Here is an 18,258-nt window from a genome sequence, read left to right on the forward strand (position 1 = left end):
AAGTCCGCCCGCACGCTGCCGAAGAACATCCGGGGTGCTCCGATCTGCATGGACTGATCCGTCAGCGCGCCGGAAGCGATATCCGCCGGATTGCCGTTCTGGCCCATCGTGGAAATATAGCGTTTGTTCGTCAGGTTGGAGCCGTTGAACGAGACCGTCAGGTTTTTGATGGCGCCGAGATAGCGGTTGTACTGCTTCATATTTCCGAAGCTGTACTGCACGCCCACATTCGTCAGCCAGTAGCCGGGGCTTTTGACGTCTCCCGTGTAGCTGTAATTGCGCGTGCCGGTGTAGCTTCCATCGGCATAGGCCGTCATGCCGCGCCATTCGTAAGACACGCGCCCCTTATACATGAAGCGCGGATAATTGACGATCTGCTGGCCTTTCGTCGCATAGACCGTGGAGCCGCTGACAAGGTTCTGGTCATAGACGCCATGATTGTAGCTGACGGAATTGGTCAGCGCGAAACCGCGGAACGGCATCAGTGTCAGGCCCGCATCCACACCGTTCATCGTCACGCCCCCCACGTTCGAGACGGCCGAGATCGGGTTGACGACCGGCCCTTCCGTGATCTGCTGCAAACGGTTATTGTAGTTCGTGCGATACGCATAGACCGTCGCGGCGATCAGTTGGCCCGTGTAGCGATAGCCGATCGCATAGGTCCAGGCCGTCTCGGGGCGGATTGAAGACTTCGTATCGTCATACGCGGTCTGGGAAACGGCAAACGGCGAGTTCGAGAGCTTGTAGCCGGATTCCGCATAGGTCCGGGCATTTTCCAAAATATCGAAATACAGCTCGTGACCCTTCAGGAAATGCCAGTCCGCGCTAATATGCGGCAGGAACGGCTTGGCCACCGTCAGGCTTTCCCCGCTCGTGATGGCAGCACCTGCGCCGTAATAATCCTGGTTCAGATAGCCGTCGCCCACGCGCGTCGTGCTCAGCAGGGATTTGAAGCCGAAATGCAGGGCCAGGTTCGGCAGCACGTTATACGTGTCCTGCACGAAGGCCGTGAACGTGTTGGTGTTGTAGTTCTGGTTGAAGATCCGGGCGAACGGATCGCGCCACTGGGTCAGCGGATCATGCACCTTTCCCTGCACCACGCCATTCACCACCGCCGGCTGCGCATAGGCGTTCATGGGCGACATGTAGCTGTTGTTCTCGTACCAGACACCCGCGCCGATATGATTGCGCGCGATATCGTAATGCAGTGCCGAGACGATGCCAAAACGCCGGATTTCCGGCTCTTTCAGCAGTTCGCTGACCGGCGATCCCGTGGGTGACGGATAATATGGCGTCGCCCAGGAGGTCTGGTTTCGCTCGCCATGCCCGTAAGCCGTGGTGTTCCAGGTCAGACGGTCTGTCAGGCGCAGATCGGCCTTGATGCCGCCGAACGTATCGACCGTATTCGTGCTGCCATCATAATAGGCCGCATCCTCCGGATCATCGAGCGTACCGACCTTCCCCGAGTAGATCCCGTTCGCCGCGTTTACGGCTGCGATATAGCCGGAATTGCTGCCGTTTTCGTAGCTCGACAGACCATAGCCAACCCGCTTGATGATCTGCGGCGAAACATCGGGATAGGTGTTCTGGTGCAGGTCGCTCCAGTCGAAAAAGGCTGAAATCGAGCTGTCATGGCCGATCGGCTGTACGAGCTTGGCGTTCACCTGCTGCATGAACTGCTCGCCATAGCCCTTCCACATCCCGCTGTCGTTGCGCATATAGGACGTATAGAACTTCGTGCCGCTGGAATTGAGCTTCCCGCTCTCGAAGCGCAGGAACGTGTGATAGGTGCTGTAGCTGCCGAAACCCGCCGCAGCCGTGCCGCCCATTTTGTCCGACGGTGTCATCGAGACATAGCTCAGGCCGCCACCCAGATTGTTACTCGCCGCCATGCTCTCCGCACCGGCGGACTGGGAGACATCAATGCGCGCCACGTTCTCCGACGAGATCGCCATGATCGGGTTCAGACCGTTATAGTTTCGGAACGTCATCTCCCCGAGCGGCATCCCGTCCAGCGTCATGCCGATTTCCTGCTGCTGGAAACCATGCATGAAAATCTGCGCGCTCCAGGTATCGAGCCCCTGAGCGTCGCCGGACTGAAACACGATGCCCGGAAGCTGCGCGATGACCTTCATCGGGTTGGTCCCGGCCGGTGCCTCCGCCAGCATTTTCTGGCTGACCGTTTCGACTGTTCCGCGCGGCGGATGCTGCGCCACGACGGCCATGTTTTCCGCACTCTGGCTGACATAGGGCCCGGCCTGACGATGCACGCGCGGAGCCGGAGCAGCGGCCCGGGGGGCATGTTTATGCACAATGGCCGGATGGCGGGGCGCGGCCATGAGGGACGGAGAAAAAACGGCAGACAGCATCGTCGTCACCGAAAGTGCGAAATGCAGGACGCCGGATCGTTTACACATAGACAGTCCACCTGAGCGAGCCAGCAGGGATGGCACGGAAACGGGTTCGGATCAGTATCGAAATCGGAAGGCGATCGTTTCGGGACAACACTGGGCCCGATCCCGGAAGCGGCACGATATGCGCTGCGCAACCGGACGGCAAGCGTCCTGAATAAAGCCGGCCCTCAGGTGGGCTGGCTCTCGCGGATCAGACGGTGGATGAAGGCCAGCTTGTGCATGATCCCGGCGGTCAGCACGAACGGGTAGAAATCCGCCAGCCCCATGGAACGGTTCAGACTGTTCACCGCATAGGTCAGCGGCAGCCAGGCCTGCATGATGTCTTCGAAAGACGCTTGCGTGTACGGGTCACCCAGTGTGCGGCCCGAGGCATGGCCGATCCCCGGCACCCGTGGATCCACACTCACGCCGAACGCACAGGCCGTCTCCAGCGTGGAGACGATATGCAGGTAATGCGCCCAGGTCTCGGCAAAGTCCTCCCAGGGGTGGGACGTGGCGTAGACGCTGACATGGCTGTCCTGCCAGTCGGGCGGTGGGAGGGTGTCGTAATAGACCTGAAGCGCCTTCTGGTAGTCCGCGCGGTCGTCCCCGAACACCGCCCGGCACTCGTCGAGCCGTCCGGCGTCACGCACAAGGACGTTCCAGTAATAATGCCCGACTTCGTGCCGGAAATGCCCCAGAAGAGTGCGGTAATATTCCCCCATCTCGACGCGCATGCGCTCACGCGATGCATCATCGGCTTCGCGCATGGCGATGGTGATGACGCCGTTGGCATGTCCGGTCATGACAGAGGATGAGCCGTCCGGCGCGTCGTCGAGGAAATCGAACACCAGCCCGTTTTCGGGGTCCTGACGCCGGTCCTTCAGCGGCAGTTTCAGGCGCAGCAGCGTGTAGAACAGGCGGTGCTTGGCGACCTCGATCTTCCGCCAGCGCTCAAGATTTCCGGGGATGTCGAGGTTCGGGATCGTCCGGTTGAACCGGCAGGCCAGACAGAACGACCTGCCCCCTGTGGCATCCGGCGTCGTCAGCCAGTTGCAGACGTCATCGTCATGATTGGAACAGTACAGGACCTGTTCGTGTTTCACCGATGGCTCCAGCGGATGCCACAGCCGGTCCCCGGCCGGGTCCAGCGCCGTCAGTAGCGACTGCTCGGGCAGATATCCGACGGCACGGCGACAATGCTCGCAGGCCGTGTTTTCAAAAAAGAGGATCTGGCCGCAGGACTGGCACTCAAAGAGCTTCATGGGATCGCATTACACCGGGCCGCCCGATCATGACCAGTTCCGGAACATCGCGCCCGGACACGAAGGGCTCCGCCCTCATCGTCACGTCGAACGTGGCGCGACAGCGGTCCAGCATTCCGGAAATGGGCGCGGCTTCCTCGGGCCGGCCGGCCACCGCAAGCGGGATGTGATGCTGCGCCACCACCAGCCCCGATGTCGTATCGAAACCGATCCAGCCGTCTCCGGGGATCCAGGCTTCGGCCCAGGCATGCAGATCGCAGTTCAGGCCGTCGGCGGCGCCAGCGGCGTCGGACTGGATCAGATAGCCGGACACGAAGCGCGCCGAAAATCCCAGATGGCGCAGGACCGTCACCAGCAGCCATGCACTGTCCCGGCACGATCCGCTTTGCCGCTGCAACGTCTCTTCCGGCGTCCAGACGCCCGGCTCAGTCCGGCGCTGATAGGTCAGGCGCTCCGCCACGGCGCGGTTGAGATCCGCCACTGCTTCCGAGGTCTTTTCCGCTCCCGTCATCCGCCAGGATTCGACGAAACGCGACACCTGCGCGCCAGCCGCGTCCACATCGCGATAGGCGGTACAGACCGGCGCTTCCGCAAGCACGGACAGGGCTGGCCGGGCACCAAGATCCACATCCATGCGGACCGAAACGTCGAAGCCCGTCACACGCTCCGGAACCCGGATTTCCGCCACCCGGTTGCCATAGGCGTCCTGTCGCCAAGTCATTTCCGCGTTCTGCGGAGAGACCTCGAGCGCGTAATCGCGGATCGCGGATCGCACCCGCGGCACCGGGCACAGGCGCACGGTCTGACGCCCCAGGAAGACGGGCCGGTCATACTGATATCGGGTCTGATGGCGCAGTATGACGCGGGAATTCATGCTCAGGAGGCCCTGTGGAAACGGTTTCAGATACTCGTAATCAGACACGCGGTTTTCGGGCCATCCCACTCCGGCAACCCCGGCCATCCACCATCCCGTCTGACAGAAATCGAAACATTACCCTATCAGTCTTCCCGGGAACCGCAACAATTTCCGCCGGACTTTTCCCGATCCGTCCAAATGGAAAATTTCACGCTTGGCAAAGGGCCGGAAACTTGCTCCGTTAATAAAACATCGTAATGAACCGAGGCGGCTGATCGGATTTTCCATCAGCACTGGGTCGGCGAAGAACAGGGTTGTGAGGCAGAGAATGAACAAACCGGTTTTGCAGTCTCCCAGTCCCGCTTCTTCCAGCGCTTCCCCGGCCGGTGCTGCTCCCAAAAGTGCGGCCGGGCTGTTCGCCGCCTATGACACGCCGGATTTTTTCTGCGAACTCATGAACCGGACGGATGCGCTCCCTCCGAGCCTTCAGACCGTTCGTGACCGTCTCGCGGAGTTCGATCTTGCCGAACTGCGCCACCGTACAAACACGGCGGAAGCGCAGCTCTATCGTCTGGGCATTACTTTCACCGTCTATTCCGACCGCGAAGCGATCGACCGCATCCTGCCTTTCGACATGATCCCGCGTGTCCTTACGGCTGCGGAATGGGACCATATCGACCATGGTGTGCAGCAGCGCGTCAGAGCGCTCAACCTGTTCCTGCGGGACATCTATCATGAACGCCATGTCCTGCGGGACGGCATCATCCCCGCCGGTCTGGTGCTCAACAATCCGAATTACTGCGAAGCGATGGTCGGCGTGCCCGTGCCCGGCGACGTCTATGTCCATATCAACGGGACCGATCTGATCCGTGACCGCAGCGGGCGTTTCATGGTGCTCGAAGACAATGCCCGCACGCCGTCGGGTGTGTCTTACGTCATCGAGAACCGACACATGACGCTGCGGCTGATGCCGGATCTGGCGTCGGGCATGCCTCTGCGGTCGGTCGAGGAATATGGGCTGAGGCTGCACCAGACGCTGTGCGAGGTCGCACCCGAGGGCGTGAGCGATCCGCAGGTCGTGCTGTTCTCGCCGGGCATCTATAACTCCGCCTATTTCGAGCATGTCTTTCTGGCGCGCGAGATGGGAGTGCCGCTTGTTGAAGGACGGGATCTGATCGTTGAGAACCATCGCGTCTATATGCGGACCGTGGCAGGGCTTCGCCCGGTCCATTCGATCTATCGCCGCCTGAACGACGAGTATCTGGACCCGCTGGCCTTCAACCCCGACAGCATGCTCGGCGTGCCCGGCCTTGTGGAAGCCTACCGGCGCGGGAATGTCACGCTGGCCAATGCGCTGGGAACGGGGGTAGCGGATGACAAGGCCGTTTATGCCTATATGCCGCGTCTTATCCGTTACTATCTGGGCGAAGATCCCATTCTCGACAGCGTGCAGACCAATATCTGCGCCGAAGAGGAAGGTCTCGCTTATACGCTGGCCAATATGGACAAGCTGGTCATCAAGCCGGTGGGTGAGTCCGGCGGTTATGGTCTGCTGATCGGCTCGCAGGCCACGCAGACGGAGCTGGACGAGTTCCGCGCCAAGCTGCTTGAGGACCCGTCCAACTATATCAGCCAGCCCGTCATCGATCTGTCCGTCTCTCCGACGCTGTGTCCCAGCGGGGTCGAGGCGCGGCATGTGGATCTCCGGCCGTTCGCCCTGACCGGACACAACACATGGGTCCTCCCCGGCGGACTGTCCCGCGTGGCCCTGCGCAAGGGCTCGCTGGTCGTCAATTCCTCTCAGGGCGGCGGCTCGAAAGACACATGGGTGATGGCCCGATGACACAGACCGGCACACGTTTTCCCGCCATGCTCGCCAATCTGAACATGCTGCTGTCACGCTATGGCGAGAGCATGATGTGGCTTGCCCGCTACATGGAGCGGATCGAGAACCTTGCGCGTCTTCTGGAAGTCACGGAAGCCTTCGTTCGTAACCCTGATGGCAGTCCGGGCTGGGATTCGATCCTTCAGATCAATTCGGACGAGGAGCGCTATGCAGCGATCTATCCCTTCCCCGCGACGGAAGAAAACATCCTCGCCTTCTACATCACCGAAAGCGCGAACCCGACCTCCATCCGCGCCATGGCCCACATGGTCCGCGAGAACGCCCGTTCGGCCCGCCCCCTGATTTCCACCGAGATGTGGATGCAGCTCAACGTCTTCACCCGAAGCATGATGGAGCTTTCCACCCCGGACATCCGGCGCAACGGTCTGTCCGGGCTGTGCAACCGCCTCAAACAGGACTGCCAGACGCATTTCGGCGTCACGGAAGGCACGCTGTACCGCGATCAGGCGTGGCTGTTCTATCTGCTGGGAAAATATCTCGAGCGGTCCGACCAGATCACCCGTCTGATCGACATCCGTTACCATACGCTTCTGCCCGGCGGCGAAACCTCGGGGTCGCAGATGGATATCACGCAGTGGGGGTCCGTCCTGCGCTCGGCGGCTGCGTATCACGCGTTCCGCCGCCTGCAACCCGTCACGACGACGCCTGCCAATGTGGTGGGTTTCCTGCTCAAGAACGAAGGTTTTCCGCGCTCCCTGATGCTCAACCTGCGGCAGGTGGACAACACGCTCAACGCGCTGTCCACCCATTACAACCTGCGCCATCAGTGCAGCCCGCTTCAGGAGCGCATCATCAATCTGCGCGCCACGCTTGAGGACCAGACAGCCGAGGACATCATTTCCCGCGGGCTGCATGAATACATGACCTATATCCAGGACCAGCTTGCGGCCTTGCAGGCGGACGTCTCGATCACATTCTGGCCCGCGGCCCCGCTCATGAGCCGGGAGGAGACCTTCATCCCGCAGTAAGGACGCTCTCCACTGGCGGGGGCACCGCAGCGATCTTCAGCGTTACGCCCGCGTCGCGCAGCCTTGCGGCGCAACCGGGATCGATGCCGTCATCGGTGATGACCACGTCGAACTCGGAAAGTGCCGCCAGCCGGCTCATGGCCGAGTTGCCGAACTTTCCGCTGTCCACCAGAAGCACGCGGGAGTCCGAGACCGCCATCAAAGCCTGCTTGGCGCGGATGACTTCCTCGACCTGGTGATAGGCCGTGAGACCGTGGATGGCGGCAGCGGAGACGAAGGCCAGGTCGATGCGCATGGACATCACGCTCTGTTCGCAGACCATCCCGACGAAAGCCTCGAACGTCGGATTGTACCGTCCGCCCAGACCGATCAGGCTCAGCGTCTCGCATGCCCCCAGACGGCTCCCGAGCCCCAGACTGTTGGTCACGACCGTCAGAGGCGCGAGGGCGAAGAGGCGATCTGCCATCGCTCGCACCGTCGTGGAATCATCGAGCGCCACCGTATCACCAGGGCTGATCAGGGAGGCTGCGAGCGCGGCGATGGCCTGTTTCTGCGCAACGGCCTGCCGCGCGCGGTACACCACGCTCCCCGATGAACTCACGCTCGGCAGGGCCGTGATGTCCGGCCCGATCCGCCGGAGCAGTCCCTGCGCGGAGAGGGCCAGAAGGTCCCGGTTGATCGAGGCCCGGCTCAACGAAAACCGCTCCAGCAGGTCCCCGACCGGCACCACGCCCCGCTCCGTGACATAGTCGAGTATCCCGCGCCGGCGGCCAGACAGAACCTGCCCTTCCACGAGCACGGCATTCATCAGGCATTCACCTTCGACGAGACCAGGGTGCTCACGCTGTCGACCAGCTTCATGAAATCCGCGGGCTCCCAGCCAGCGCGGCCGATCAGCACTCCGTCCACGTCCGGCAGGGCGACATAGTCACGGATATTGGCCTGCGACACGCTGCCGCCATAGAGCAGCGGGATCCGGACAGTACTGTCCGGGCCGGTGATTTCCTGCATCACGGCGCGTAGTTTCGTATGAATCTGCGATACGAACGGGGCTTCCGCCGGGCGCCCCGCCGAGCCAATGGCCCAGACCGGTTCGTATGCGACCAGAACCCGGGCGAAATCCCCCTGCGACAGCCCATGCAGCGCGATTTTCGTCTGCCGGGCCAGCGTTTCCTGCGAGACCCCGAACTCGAACTCGTCCAGCGTATCGCCAATGCAGACCAGCGGCCGCAGACCGTGCTTCAGCGCCGCGCGGACCTTGAGATTCACCGTCCAGTCGGTTTCGCCGAAATGCTGCCGGCGTTCCGAATGGCCGATCACCACCATGGACGCGCCGCATTCGGCGATCATCGGGGCGGAAATTTCCCCGGTCCAGGCGCCGCTGTCTTCCCAGAACATGTTCTGTGCGCCCACGATTACGGGGCTGTCCTGAAGGATCGCGCTCACGTCTTTCAGGGACGTGAACGGCGGATTCACGAAGGCCCGAACGCCCTCGGGAGGACGAAAGGCCGCAAGGGCCCGGGCCGCCGCAACGGCTTCGGCGGGACCCTTGTTCATTTTCCAGTTCGTCCCGATCCAGACGGTCTTCTGATCCACGGTTAACCTCACGACAGGGTTTCAACGGGCCGGACGTTTGCGACGATTCTCCCGAATCCCGACGTCTCCGGAATATCTTTACCGTTAAACTATAACAGAAAAAATGACACCCGTCCCGTCAATAACGATACATCTCTGCCCCTGAAGCGTCGTGTTGCCAATCGGGTTCCGGGCCTTCATAGAGATGTCAGACTATTGCAGGTCGTGCCGGGAGTGATCCTCAACGATTTCAGCCGCCCGGCCTGTGGAGACCTGTTTCTGGCAACGGAGCGCTCACATGACCCGCGAAACAGCTGCAACGGCCTTTCTGGCAGCGAAAAACATTCCCTTCAGCGTCCATGATTACGAATACGCCCCCAATGGCGGACTGATCGGGATGCAGGCGGCCGAAGCCATCGGCGTGGCGCCCGAAGACGTGCTCAAGACGCTGGTGGTCGAAGTGGACAGGAAGCAGCCGGTCTGCGTGGTGGCGCCGGCTCATCAGAGGATGAACCTGAAGAAGGTCGCGGCGCTGTTTGGCGGGCGCAATGCGCGGATGATGAATCCTGAAAAGGCGCAGGAGCTGACGGGGTTCCAGTCCGGGGGGACCAGCCCGTTCGGTTCGAAAACGCCGATCCCGGTGGTCATCTCGCAGGACGCCATGCCGCGCGGGCATGTCTATATCAATGCAGGCGGTCAGGGTTTTGTCGTGCGGATCACGCCGGCGGACGCCCAGCGCGCCACGGATGCCAAAGTGGCCGATATCGCCGCGGACTGACCCGCGTGACCGCTTCCCCCATGGCGCTGGACAATGCCGCGACGCACAAGCTCTCCCCCGAGCTTGCGCTGTCCGGGCCGCAGACGGAGCTGCTGCACCGGGTGGTGTCGTTCTGCGAGCGGCATCAGTCGGATGACAGCGCGCTCTTCGTCATCGAGGGTGCGGCGGGCACGGGGAAGAGCGTTGTCCTGAACGCGATCTTCAATACGCTCCAGACCCGGGCGCGGAGTGGCGCGGCGGATGATCCGCTACGCGGTCTGCGGAACATGGTGATCGTCAACCATCCGGAGATGCTCAAGCTCTATCGCAATATCGCGGCCACCATGCCCAACCTGCGCAAGAGCGATTACGAACGCCCGACGACGTTCATCAACAAATCCGCCAAAACCGGCAAGCGCGCGGATATCGTTCTGGTGGATGAGGCACATCTGCTGCTGACGCGGCCGGACCGTTACAACCATTTCGCCCAACAGAACCATCTGGAAGAAATCCTGCGCTGGGCGCGGATCGTGGTGGTGGTGTTCGACCCGTTGCAGGTCCTGAAGTTCAAGAGCCACTGGTCCACCGATCTGCTGGAGAGTTTCCGCAAGGGCCGTCCTTCGGAGACGTTCCATCTCGACACGCAGTTCCGCGTTTCGGCCAGTCCCGCGACATGTTCGTGGATTGATGCGCTGGGACAGGGGGAGATCCTGCCGCGTCCGGAAGATCCGTCTTTTGATCTGCGGATCTATGACGACTGCGCGAAGCTCTATGCGGATCTGTGCGCGTGCAATGCGAAATACGGTCTGTGCCGCCTGCTTTCGACCTATGATTACCCCTATACGCTCAACGGTGAGGATCATTTCATCACCGAAGGCGATTTCCGCCTGCACTGGGACCGCTCCCTGCCAAGCGAGAAACTGCCCTGGGCCGAGCGGCCGGATACGATCGACGAGGTGGGATCGGTCTATACGATTCAGGGGTTCGATCTGAATTATGCGGGCGTCATTCTCGGCCCGTCGCTATTTTATGACGCGAAGAACGACCGGATCGGGGTGCGACCGGAGCGTTACGAGGACAGTGCGGCGTTTCAGGGACGCGACGGGATTGCGACACCGGAAGAGGCGAAAAAGCGCGTCATTCTCAATGCCCTGAACGTCATCCTCACACGCGGTATCCACGGGCTGTTCCTGTATGCCCATGATCCCGCCCTGCGTGAGCGCCTGCTGCGAACCTGATCTCTCGGTTCGCGTTTGCGTGAATTGTCATCGCGTGGCCGCTCTGGTCCTTTCACGGTAAAGGAGATTTCAACCATGTCCCGTCAGACACTTCTGGCCTTCACTTTCAGCGCCGGTCTCGCAGCGCTGTCCGCTGCGTCCCCTGTTCTCGCCGCCCAGACGGTGGACAAGGGCACGCTCCCTTCGGGCAATGTGCAGATCATCGGGCGGTTTTCCAATACCCAGCCTTCCGGCATTGCGGTCCTGCCCGACGGGCGGCTGGTGCTTGGTTTTCCGCGCAGTGCGCATGAACATTCCGGGCCACGTCTGGCGCTCTATGCCAATGGCAGGCTGACGCCCTTCCCCGATGCGGCCGCGCAGGAGCAGTTTGTCTCCCCGCTTGGCATGACGGTTGACGCGAAGGGACAGCTCTGGGTTCTGGATGAAGGCATGGTCGCCGGAACGGGGACTGTTGCGGGCGCGCAGAAGCTCTTCCGGATCGATCCTGCCAGCGGGAAGATCGCGCAGGTCATTCCGCTGGGGGCACCGGCCCTGCTGCCGGACAGCCACGTCAATGACGTGCGCATCGACCTGACGCATGGTGCGGCGGGGACGGCGTTCATCACCGATACGTCCACGGATGTGCATCCGGCGCTGATCGTCGTTGATCTGGCGACGGGGCATCAGCGACGTATTCTGGCCGATACGGTTTCCGTCATGCCGGTTCAGGGTTTTGTCGCCGTGATGGATGGTGTCGCGGGGCGTTATGATCCGAACCATGCCGTGGTGCCGCAGGGTGGTGTGAACGGCATTGCCATCAGCCCGGACCAGCAGACGCTCTACTGGCAGCCGCAGACCAGCCGCCGTCTCTATTCCGCGCCGACCGCCGTGTTGTCCGATCCGAAAGCCAGCGAGGCGACGCTGGAGCGGGCCGTGAAGGATGAGGGCGAAACCGGTATGGGCGATGGCATGGCGACCGGGCCGGACGGGTCGCTCTACATCACGGATGATGAGCGTCACGCCATTCTGCGCCGCAAGCCGGATGGAGAGATCTCCGTCGTGGCCCATGATCCGCGCATGACGGAGCCCGACGGCCTGACCTACGCCAATGGCGCGCTGTATGGCACGATCGGGCAGTGGGCGCGGCTGCCGGTGTTCCACGGTGGCAGGGACCTTGAAGTCATGCCGTATATCGTTGTGAAGATCGCCCCTCTGAACTGAGGGCGCGCAACGCCGGGGCTTTACCAGCCCTCCGGCGTCAGCCCCACCCCGCTTGTCCCGGTTCCGGTCATGGTCCCCAGACCGGACTGTAAACCGGACTGGGGGCCAAGGCCGTAATTCCCCCCGCTGCCGAAACCTGTTCCGACGCTGACGGCGCCATGGATCTTGTGGTCCGACCTGGCGGTGTCTTTCTGGTTGTCCGAACCGCTGGTCGCAAGGGGGCGCAGCAGCGCCGAGCGGCTGTCGGCCACTTGCGGGCGCGGATGGGAACATCCTGCCAGTCCGGCTGCCAGTCCGGCCAGAATCATCACGACGAAAATCCGCTGTGTCACACGCTGCTCCTTCCCGAACCGGGGCTGATACGGGGCGTCTGTCATAACCGACATGAACAGTCGGCACAGCAACGAACAATGACGCAGCTTTACGGCAACGGATATCCCAACATCAGAAACCATGCCGGAACGTGACACACAGGATCATATACTTGAAGCACACAGTCACAAAATGATGGATATATGATCGTTTTGCATTTTAAGTGGAACACATTGACTCTTTACTACACACTCTTCCGAACTGGCGCTTACCGTTTGGCAACACTTGCGAAAACGTCCTGCCGTCAGGATGATATGTAATGACATCAAACCGCCCCATATCGGCGCTCCGGTCCTGACGGGTTCGATCATCAACGGCGCCTCTCGCATCCTCGCGGGCGGCCACCGCCCCTTCGAGCGGATCTTTGACGCCATTTGCATAAATACCGAGCACGCGAACGCGCTACTGATACTGTAGCGGCCCGCGATAAATGATTCCCTTGGGGAGGCTCTGTGCCATTCCCCGTGCCGGTCTTTCAGTCGATAACCGACCAGCCCTGGCACAAATTGGCACAGAAATTAAGAGGCATTTTCTGCCCCTTATTCTGTAGACCCCTGAAATTCGCAATTTTCTGCGGTTTCAGATGGTGGAGAGAGTTGGATTCTCCACAAAAAGATCAAAAATCCGCAGAATATCAACAAAAATCAGATAAAAACCACTACCGACAAGACCCTTTCCGTGCTGGTAGTACCGACAGCCGAAGTCCTGATTGATGAATATCTTAACTCATAAGAGCGACTACCTACAGATCTTTCGCGCTCTCAAGCGGCTCTAAATCGACGTCATAACGCACCCCCGGGAAAGAGAATGTTATTAAATTTTCTGGAAATAATATACCAAATCTAGATCTTTTAGCGTCCCATCCCGGCTGATAATCACTCATTAATGCCATTATAGAAAAGCGAGATTTCTCATTCATATGTAAAAGAATTTCATACATAAATTCATGAGCTGTAATATAGTTTTCTATTATTTTCTTTGGGTTGTATTGATCAACGATCCCACGGATAAATTCTATTATGCGATCACCGCCCTTTTGATAAAGAGGTATTTTTCCATCAAAATAAACCACACCGCATGAATTTTTTATAGGATCCACATTTCCATGAACCAGGTCGTTTCTGCTATCAACAATAGGCCAATATTTTTTCATAATTTTATTGTTACAATCAATAGCCCTATCAAATCCATTGCATCTCATTGCCAAGTCGAATATTTTTACATCCAAATTACTCCTCTTGAAACTTTGATATAACCGATCATTACTTTTTACTTCTGGCTTAACCAGAACTGCCACGACCATACCAATAAAATTTTCAAACAGAATAGGAGTGAGTATTGGCAGCTCAATACACGCTTCATTTAAACTATCCATCCATTCTCTTCGAATATTTTGGTGCCTTACAAATTCAGAATCACCAAATCTAAATCCTTCTTTACTTATATCTTCTTCTAAAGCTTGGAAATTTTCAGATAATTTATGGTATAATTCAGAGCAACGATTTGCCAAAGACAAATAACTATTTGTAAATATAGTCCATTTTTCTAATTTGTTTAGAACATCACTTTTTTCTCGGCCAACCCGACCAAAATCCTGCTTTAGACAATTAATAAAATTATGCCACTCTGAATCCGTTAAATCACGGGAATGCATAACATGGAATTCCTGAGTGGATCCACAGAGCATTATTAACCCGTCTCCAGAATCCAAATAATAATCCCAATGAAACATATTATAAGAACTATCATTAGCTAACATAGTTTGAATTCCATTAGGATAACCAAACCTAGCCTTTAAGTAAGTATAAATATCAAACGGAGATATTGCACTCTGAATACGAAGTATATTTCGTGAAATTTCAAATTCATTTTTATTTTCACTGTTTATTTTTTCTTTTTTTGATAAAAAATCAATTAATTCTTCCTTTTCATAAGCTCTCCACACCTTGGGATCAAAAATTGACATTAAAAAAATCTTTCAGATTAGGAAGGTATTTTTATATTATTTACTGAGAATAATTTCTCAAGATTAGCATATGATCCTCTGCACAGCCGCAGCGGTCCACGTCCCACCCTTTGCGGTCCTGATGCCTTGCTCAGTTAGCCTAAAAGCGATCTGACGAAGGCTCAGGCCCTCATTGCGTAGTTCAGCCACCATGGGACCGACGCTCGCTCTAAACGCCTCAGCGGCCCTCTGACGGGCTTCTATGGACAGCCTGAAGTCCACCTTCCGAGCGCCGGGCCGATAGCCTCCCAACTTCTGGCCTCGTGCCTTTGCTTCAGCAAGTGCCGCCTTGGTCCGTGCTGAGATCGCCTCACGCTCCTGCTGGGCCACGAGGGCCATGATACCAACCGTCAGGCGGTTTGCGTTGGGCATGTCAGCCGCAATGAAGTCGATCCCGGCCTTTTCCAGCCCCAGAAGGAAATGGGCGTCACGGCTCAGCCGGTCTAGCTTCGCGATCAAGAGAACAGCGCCCGTCAGGCGGCAACGCTCCATCGCCTCAGCAAGCTTGGGCCGCTCATTGTTCTTCCCGCTCTCAATCTCCGTGAAAGACGCAAGCTCACGTCCGCCTGTCTGGGCCACATGAACCGCAACCGCTCTCTGCTGGGCTTCGATACCAAGCCCTGAAGCGCCTTGACGGGCTGTAGAAACGCGGAAGTAGCTAACGAAGATCGGGGCTGTGGTGGTCATGTCGTCCTGTGTTCGCTGAATGTGAACCGTCGTTGACATTGGTGATACAGGCCCAGCGACAGCCTGACTCGTGCCGTTTAGGAATCCCGGCGATTCCTAAAATGCATAGGTGGGAGACAAGGCCGTAAACCTTGCGGGTCCTTTTCTGGGACTCAAAACGGGCCACCGCGAGCCGGATAGGCGCTCAGGCGAAAACTCCCAAAAATCGACCTAAAGCCGTCGCGCAATGTTGTTGTTCGACGCAGCGGGCCGCAAACATTTCCAGGGACGTTTAGGGTCCCATATTGGGATACCTTTTCAGGGCCATATTACGGAACGATGCCGGAATAAACAGGGACTCCTTGAATAGCTGAAAAACCCCAGTAAACTGCCGATTATTGGCAAAATAGCGATTAAAGACTCTCTATAGAGTATCGCCCCTAGAGATAGCGTATATGGGCCATGACGAGCCTTGAGGCCATATCCGGCCTGAAGGGACCATCACCACCCCCAGAGAGCCTTGAGGTTCTGAAGGGCAGTCAGTCTTGATGTTCATCATCAAGCAAAGAAAGAATGATGATGATGGGAGGATGATTGAAGGGCAGTCACACCTCTCAGGGCATCATCCTCATGCTGGCTTCAACATGATTGATGGGAATGGGCTTGCACTGATTGAGTGCACGGAAACGCTGTGGGCCGCTTCCTCCCAACAGGATCATGAATCAAATGGCCACGGTGCCTAGGCTGATGCCTACACTCGTGATCCTGCCCACCCATGATGAGCGTTGTTATGGCCAAAAGGCCCACAAAATGCTCGCTCTCAGGCCGTTAAAATCCGCTAGCCGTACATCGGGACCTTTAACGTCCTGAGAGAAGCGTAAAAACTGGCTGAAATCAGCCAAATACGGGCGAAAAGCCGAATATCGACTTACTATGGAGTATCCATAAACCTGAAGGCCCAGAAAAGTGCCTGACGAAACATTCAAAAAACTGGCGGGAATCAGCCAATTTTTGGCCGAAATCCGAATTAAGACTCTCTATGGAGTATCCATAAACGAAATGGCTCAGGAAATTGAGCGAAATACGCCTTGGGTAAGCTATGCGAAACGCTGGCCTATCCTGACGGGAATTTTCTGGACGGCATAGGACGCCTGACGATCTGCCTATGATCTGAGAGGGCCGTTCAGGATATTTCCACTCATGGCAAAGTGCCATGCATAACACATTCCCGATATAAAACAGTGGTTTAGGCCACCCCATCACGGAACCCAGCAGGAAACTGAGGACGCATTAGCACGCCCTCGGTTCCTTGGTGCGTTCCCAGCAGCCGCTACAGCCCCCGAAATGCGTGACCGTCTTTCTCGCCCATAACTAGGGCGCAAAGGTGGTTGCGTCTTTTGAGGGCCGGTAGCGCCCAGCGATGCAACAGACCGCACCAGCCTCAGCCCAGAAGGGCAGGGCAACGCATCACCACATCCACAAACCCATAAATCAGGAAAGCATGATACCCACATTTCCCACATCAAACCCGGCAAACGAACATAACAAAACACCTGCCAAACCCCGCCACCGCACTCCCATCATGGAGCGCATCGCGGCCAAGACCGACTTCAACGGTCCTATCCATCCTGAAGGCCCACACAAAGGGCGGTGTCACATCAATACAGGCGCACGAAGCGAGTCCGGAACCGGATCAGGCATTATCTTCGGCTACGACCCGATAACAGGCGTTGAGCGTACATTGAGCGTCCCTCGTGTGGTGTACGAACACCACCACGGCATCACCATTCCGGACGGGCTGGTTGTTCGTCATACATGCGACAACCGCTTGTGCTGCAATCCTGACCATCTCATCCTTGGCACTCACGCCGACAACATGCGCGACAAGGTTGAGCGTGGACGGTCTAGCGCACCCAGACCGCGCATCAATGCCCTGAAGGGCCAACAAATCTTGAAGATGCGGGCCAAGGGCGCAACGCACACAAAGATCATGGACACGCACAACGTCAGCCTATCTGGGCTGAAGAACTTCCTAAAACGTCAGAAGCAACCCGCTCCACTTCCACTCTTCGACGGCCCAGCGATCCTTAATTGATCCTTCCCGCCGTTGAGGTCCGCCTTCGTCTTGCGATCACAGACTTGATCCTCGACAGGCGGGCAACGCTCGCAGAAGCCCGGGACGCCCTTTACCGGGATGATCCACGGCTTGTTGCACGCATCTATGACCAAATCTTTCTAGGATTTTGGGAGAGATCGGACTTCGGCATGGATGGGGGCCGCTCCAATACAAAACACAAGAAAAAGACCCGCTCCAAACACCCAAAGCCCAAACGGCGTGAGCGGGGCGTGACCATATCAGAGATGGCCTCAGAAGACTCGCTGTGGCTTCCTGAAGGCGATGAGGAAAGTTCTGGCTGTATCCGCCGCACTCCCGACACGACGGCTCTCTATCGCCTTCTTGAAGCCAATGGGTGGCTCACAAGGGCACCCTATGGCCGGACGCAAGATCGGTGGTTTGTGACAGATGAAGCCGTGAAAGACGGATATAGCCAGACCGTTGATCCTTCCAATCTCCACAGCGTCATACTGAGCGGAGGCAGGAAGGCGTTTCCGTTCCCTGTATTCTATCGAGACAAACTGAAGAACATTGCGTGGACGCTGGGCTGGGACCTCATCCTGAAAGCGATGGATGGCCTAGACAGCAAGAAGGCCCGTCTTTCTTGGCTTCTGTCTCATCACACCTATCTGCCTAATCAGACGATGGCGGACCTTTCAGGTGCAGGACTGGCCACGGTTGAACGGCATCGAAAGCCAAAATGAGGGCTATCAGTTATATAGAGAAAGAGAACCTTCACGCCCATCTCAGGATGGGTGAGCGACCCACATAGCCCAGAGGGGGGATGGTGTATGGCTGAAGCCCATCATTCCCCGTTTGCTAGATCATCCCATCATTCAATCATGAAATACGAGAATCAGGATCATATGAATCATGCCTTCCAAACCAAAAGTTAAATGGAGGCTTGAAGCCGCCGAGAACCGTTTATGGGAAGCGGGAGT

At 57.9% G+C, this 18,258-nt stretch carries 15 protein-coding genes; 7 read left to right on the forward strand and 8 right to left on the reverse strand.

The window, feature by feature from the left end; translation table 11 throughout:
• The 3 genes from GFJ39_RS12195 to GFJ39_RS12205 all read right to left on the reverse strand — a co-directional run.
• On the reverse strand, positions 1-2,417 hold a 2,417-nt coding region (locus GFJ39_RS12195), incomplete at its 3' end, for a TonB-dependent receptor (protein WP_228391935.1).
• A 164-nt stretch (positions 2,418-2,581) separates the two neighbouring features.
• Positions 2,582-3,658 carry a zinc-binding metallopeptidase family protein gene (locus GFJ39_RS12200; protein WP_153431574.1) on the reverse strand — a complete coding sequence of 359 codons (1,077 nt, stop codon included), beginning with the start codon at positions 3,656-3,658 and terminating at the stop codon, positions 2,582-2,584.
• The gene (locus GFJ39_RS12205) at positions 3,645-4,532 is read right to left on the reverse strand and encodes a transglutaminase family protein (protein WP_153431583.1); all 888 of its coding nucleotides are present in this window, start codon (positions 4,530-4,532) and stop codon (positions 3,645-3,647) included. Before GFJ39_RS12205 ends, GFJ39_RS12200 begins: the two co-directional genes overlap by 14 nt.
• A 310-nt stretch (positions 4,533-4,842) precedes the next feature.
• On the opposite strand from GFJ39_RS12205, the gene GFJ39_RS12210 reads away from it, so the two are divergent.
• Positions 4,843-6,357 (forward strand): circularly permuted type 2 ATP-grasp protein, encoded by a 1,515-nt coding sequence (locus GFJ39_RS12210; RefSeq protein WP_153431575.1) that lies wholly within the window; start codon positions 4,843-4,845, stop codon positions 6,355-6,357.
• Positions 6,339-7,388: an alpha-E domain-containing protein gene (locus tag GFJ39_RS12215; protein WP_194285373.1), complete on the forward strand. Its 1,050-nt coding sequence runs from the start codon at positions 6,339-6,341 to the stop codon at positions 7,386-7,388. Before GFJ39_RS12210 ends, GFJ39_RS12215 begins: the two co-directional genes overlap by 19 nt.
• Here the strand turns inward: GFJ39_RS12215 and GFJ39_RS12220 are convergent.
• Together GFJ39_RS12220 and GFJ39_RS12225 are read right to left on the reverse strand one after the other, a co-directional pair.
• Positions 7,375-8,196, reverse strand: coding sequence for a DeoR/GlpR family DNA-binding transcription regulator (locus GFJ39_RS12220; protein WP_153431576.1), 822 nt, complete (start codon positions 8,194-8,196; stop codon positions 7,375-7,377). The two genes, GFJ39_RS12215 and GFJ39_RS12220, sit on opposite strands and share 14 nt — an antisense overlap.
• Entirely contained in the window at positions 8,196-8,984 is a 789-nt protein-coding gene (locus GFJ39_RS12225) for a triose-phosphate isomerase (protein ID WP_325062941.1), read from the reverse strand. Before GFJ39_RS12225 ends, GFJ39_RS12220 begins: the two co-directional genes overlap by 1 nt.
• Positions 8,985-9,261: 277 nt before the next feature.
• On the opposite strand from GFJ39_RS12225, the gene GFJ39_RS12230 reads away from it, so the two are divergent.
• The 3 genes from GFJ39_RS12230 (at position 9,262) to GFJ39_RS12240 (ending at position 12,158) form a co-directional block, all read left to right on the forward strand.
• The gene (locus GFJ39_RS12230) at positions 9,262-9,741 is read left to right on the forward strand and encodes an aminoacyl-tRNA deacylase (RefSeq protein ID WP_153431577.1); all 480 of its coding nucleotides are present in this window, start codon (positions 9,262-9,264) and stop codon (positions 9,739-9,741) included.
• A gap of 20 nt (positions 9,742-9,761) precedes the next feature.
• Entirely contained in the window at positions 9,762-10,958 is a 1,197-nt protein-coding gene (locus GFJ39_RS12235; RefSeq protein WP_153431586.1) for a DUF2075 domain-containing protein, read from the forward strand.
• Positions 10,959-11,033: 75 nt separating this feature from the next.
• Positions 11,034-12,158, forward strand: coding sequence for an SMP-30/gluconolactonase/LRE family protein (locus GFJ39_RS12240; protein WP_228391938.1), 1,125 nt, complete (start codon positions 11,034-11,036; stop codon positions 12,156-12,158).
• Positions 12,159-12,178: 20 nt separating this feature from the next.
• Here the strand turns inward: GFJ39_RS12240 and GFJ39_RS12245 are convergent, their stop codons facing one another.
• From GFJ39_RS12245 to GFJ39_RS12255, 3 genes are all read right to left on the reverse strand, one after another.
• On the reverse strand, positions 12,179-12,490 hold the full coding sequence (locus tag GFJ39_RS12245; protein WP_153431578.1) for a hypothetical protein: 312 nt from the start codon (positions 12,488-12,490) through the stop codon (positions 12,179-12,181).
• A 782-nt stretch (positions 12,491-13,272) separates the two neighbouring features.
• Positions 13,273-14,496, reverse strand: coding sequence for a hypothetical protein (locus GFJ39_RS12250; RefSeq protein ID WP_153431579.1), 1,224 nt, complete (start codon positions 14,494-14,496; stop codon positions 13,273-13,275).
• 63 nt (positions 14,497-14,559) lie between these two features.
• On the reverse strand, positions 14,560-15,222 hold the full coding sequence (locus GFJ39_RS12255; RefSeq protein ID WP_153431580.1) for a recombinase family protein: 663 nt from the start codon (positions 15,220-15,222) through the stop codon (positions 14,560-14,562).
• 1,399 nt (positions 15,223-16,621) lie between these two features.
• Between GFJ39_RS12255 and GFJ39_RS12265 the strand changes: the two genes are divergently transcribed.
• Both GFJ39_RS12265 and GFJ39_RS14310 read left to right on the forward strand, forming a co-directional pair.
• Positions 16,622-17,296 (forward strand): HNH endonuclease signature motif containing protein, encoded by a 675-nt coding sequence (locus GFJ39_RS12265; RefSeq protein ID WP_228391939.1) that lies wholly within the window; start codon positions 16,622-16,624, stop codon positions 17,294-17,296.
• Positions 17,293-18,021, forward strand: a complete 729-nt coding sequence (locus tag GFJ39_RS14310) for a hypothetical protein (RefSeq protein WP_228391940.1) — start codon at positions 17,293-17,295, stop codon at positions 18,019-18,021. The genes GFJ39_RS12265 and GFJ39_RS14310 overlap by 4 nt, the downstream gene beginning before the upstream one ends.
• Positions 18,022-18,258: the final 237 nt, after the last annotated feature.

The organism is Gluconobacter aidae (genome assembly GCF_009547075.1).
GTDB lineage: Bacteria > Pseudomonadota > Alphaproteobacteria > Acetobacterales > Acetobacteraceae > Gluconobacter > Gluconobacter aidae.

What these genes read in the sequence shown, in the direction of transcription:
- GFJ39_RS12265 (WP_228391939.1), top strand. Translation starts at nt 16,622, where the DNA reads ATGCAACAGACCGCACCAGCCTCAGCCCAGAAGGGCAGGGCAACGCAT.
- GFJ39_RS12205 (WP_153431583.1), bottom strand. Translation starts at nt 4,532, where the DNA reads ATGAATTCCCGCGTCATACTGCGCCATCAGACCCGATATCAGTATGAC.
- GFJ39_RS12240 (WP_228391938.1), top strand. Translation starts at nt 11,034, where the DNA reads ATGTCCCGTCAGACACTTCTGGCCTTCACTTTCAGCGCCGGTCTCGCA.
- GFJ39_RS12220 (WP_153431576.1), bottom strand. Translation starts at nt 8,196, where the DNA reads ATGAATGCCGTGCTCGTGGAAGGGCAGGTTCTGTCTGGCCGCCGGCGC.
- GFJ39_RS12200 (WP_153431574.1), bottom strand. Translation starts at nt 3,658, where the DNA reads ATGAAGCTCTTTGAGTGCCAGTCCTGCGGCCAGATCCTCTTTTTTGAA.
- GFJ39_RS12215 (WP_194285373.1), top strand. Translation starts at nt 6,339, where the DNA reads ATGGGTGATGGCCCGATGACACAGACCGGCACACGTTTTCCCGCCATG.
- GFJ39_RS12210 (WP_153431575.1), top strand. Translation starts at nt 4,843, where the DNA reads ATGAACAAACCGGTTTTGCAGTCTCCCAGTCCCGCTTCTTCCAGCGCT.
- GFJ39_RS12255 (WP_153431580.1), bottom strand. Translation starts at nt 15,222, where the DNA reads ATGACCACCACAGCCCCGATCTTCGTTAGCTACTTCCGCGTTTCTACA.
- GFJ39_RS12250 (WP_153431579.1), bottom strand. Translation starts at nt 14,496, where the DNA reads ATGTCAATTTTTGATCCCAAGGTGTGGAGAGCTTATGAAAAGGAAGAA.
- GFJ39_RS12230 (WP_153431577.1), top strand. Translation starts at nt 9,262, where the DNA reads ATGACCCGCGAAACAGCTGCAACGGCCTTTCTGGCAGCGAAAAACATT.
- GFJ39_RS12235 (WP_153431586.1), top strand. Translation starts at nt 9,762, where the DNA reads ATGGCGCTGGACAATGCCGCGACGCACAAGCTCTCCCCCGAGCTTGCG.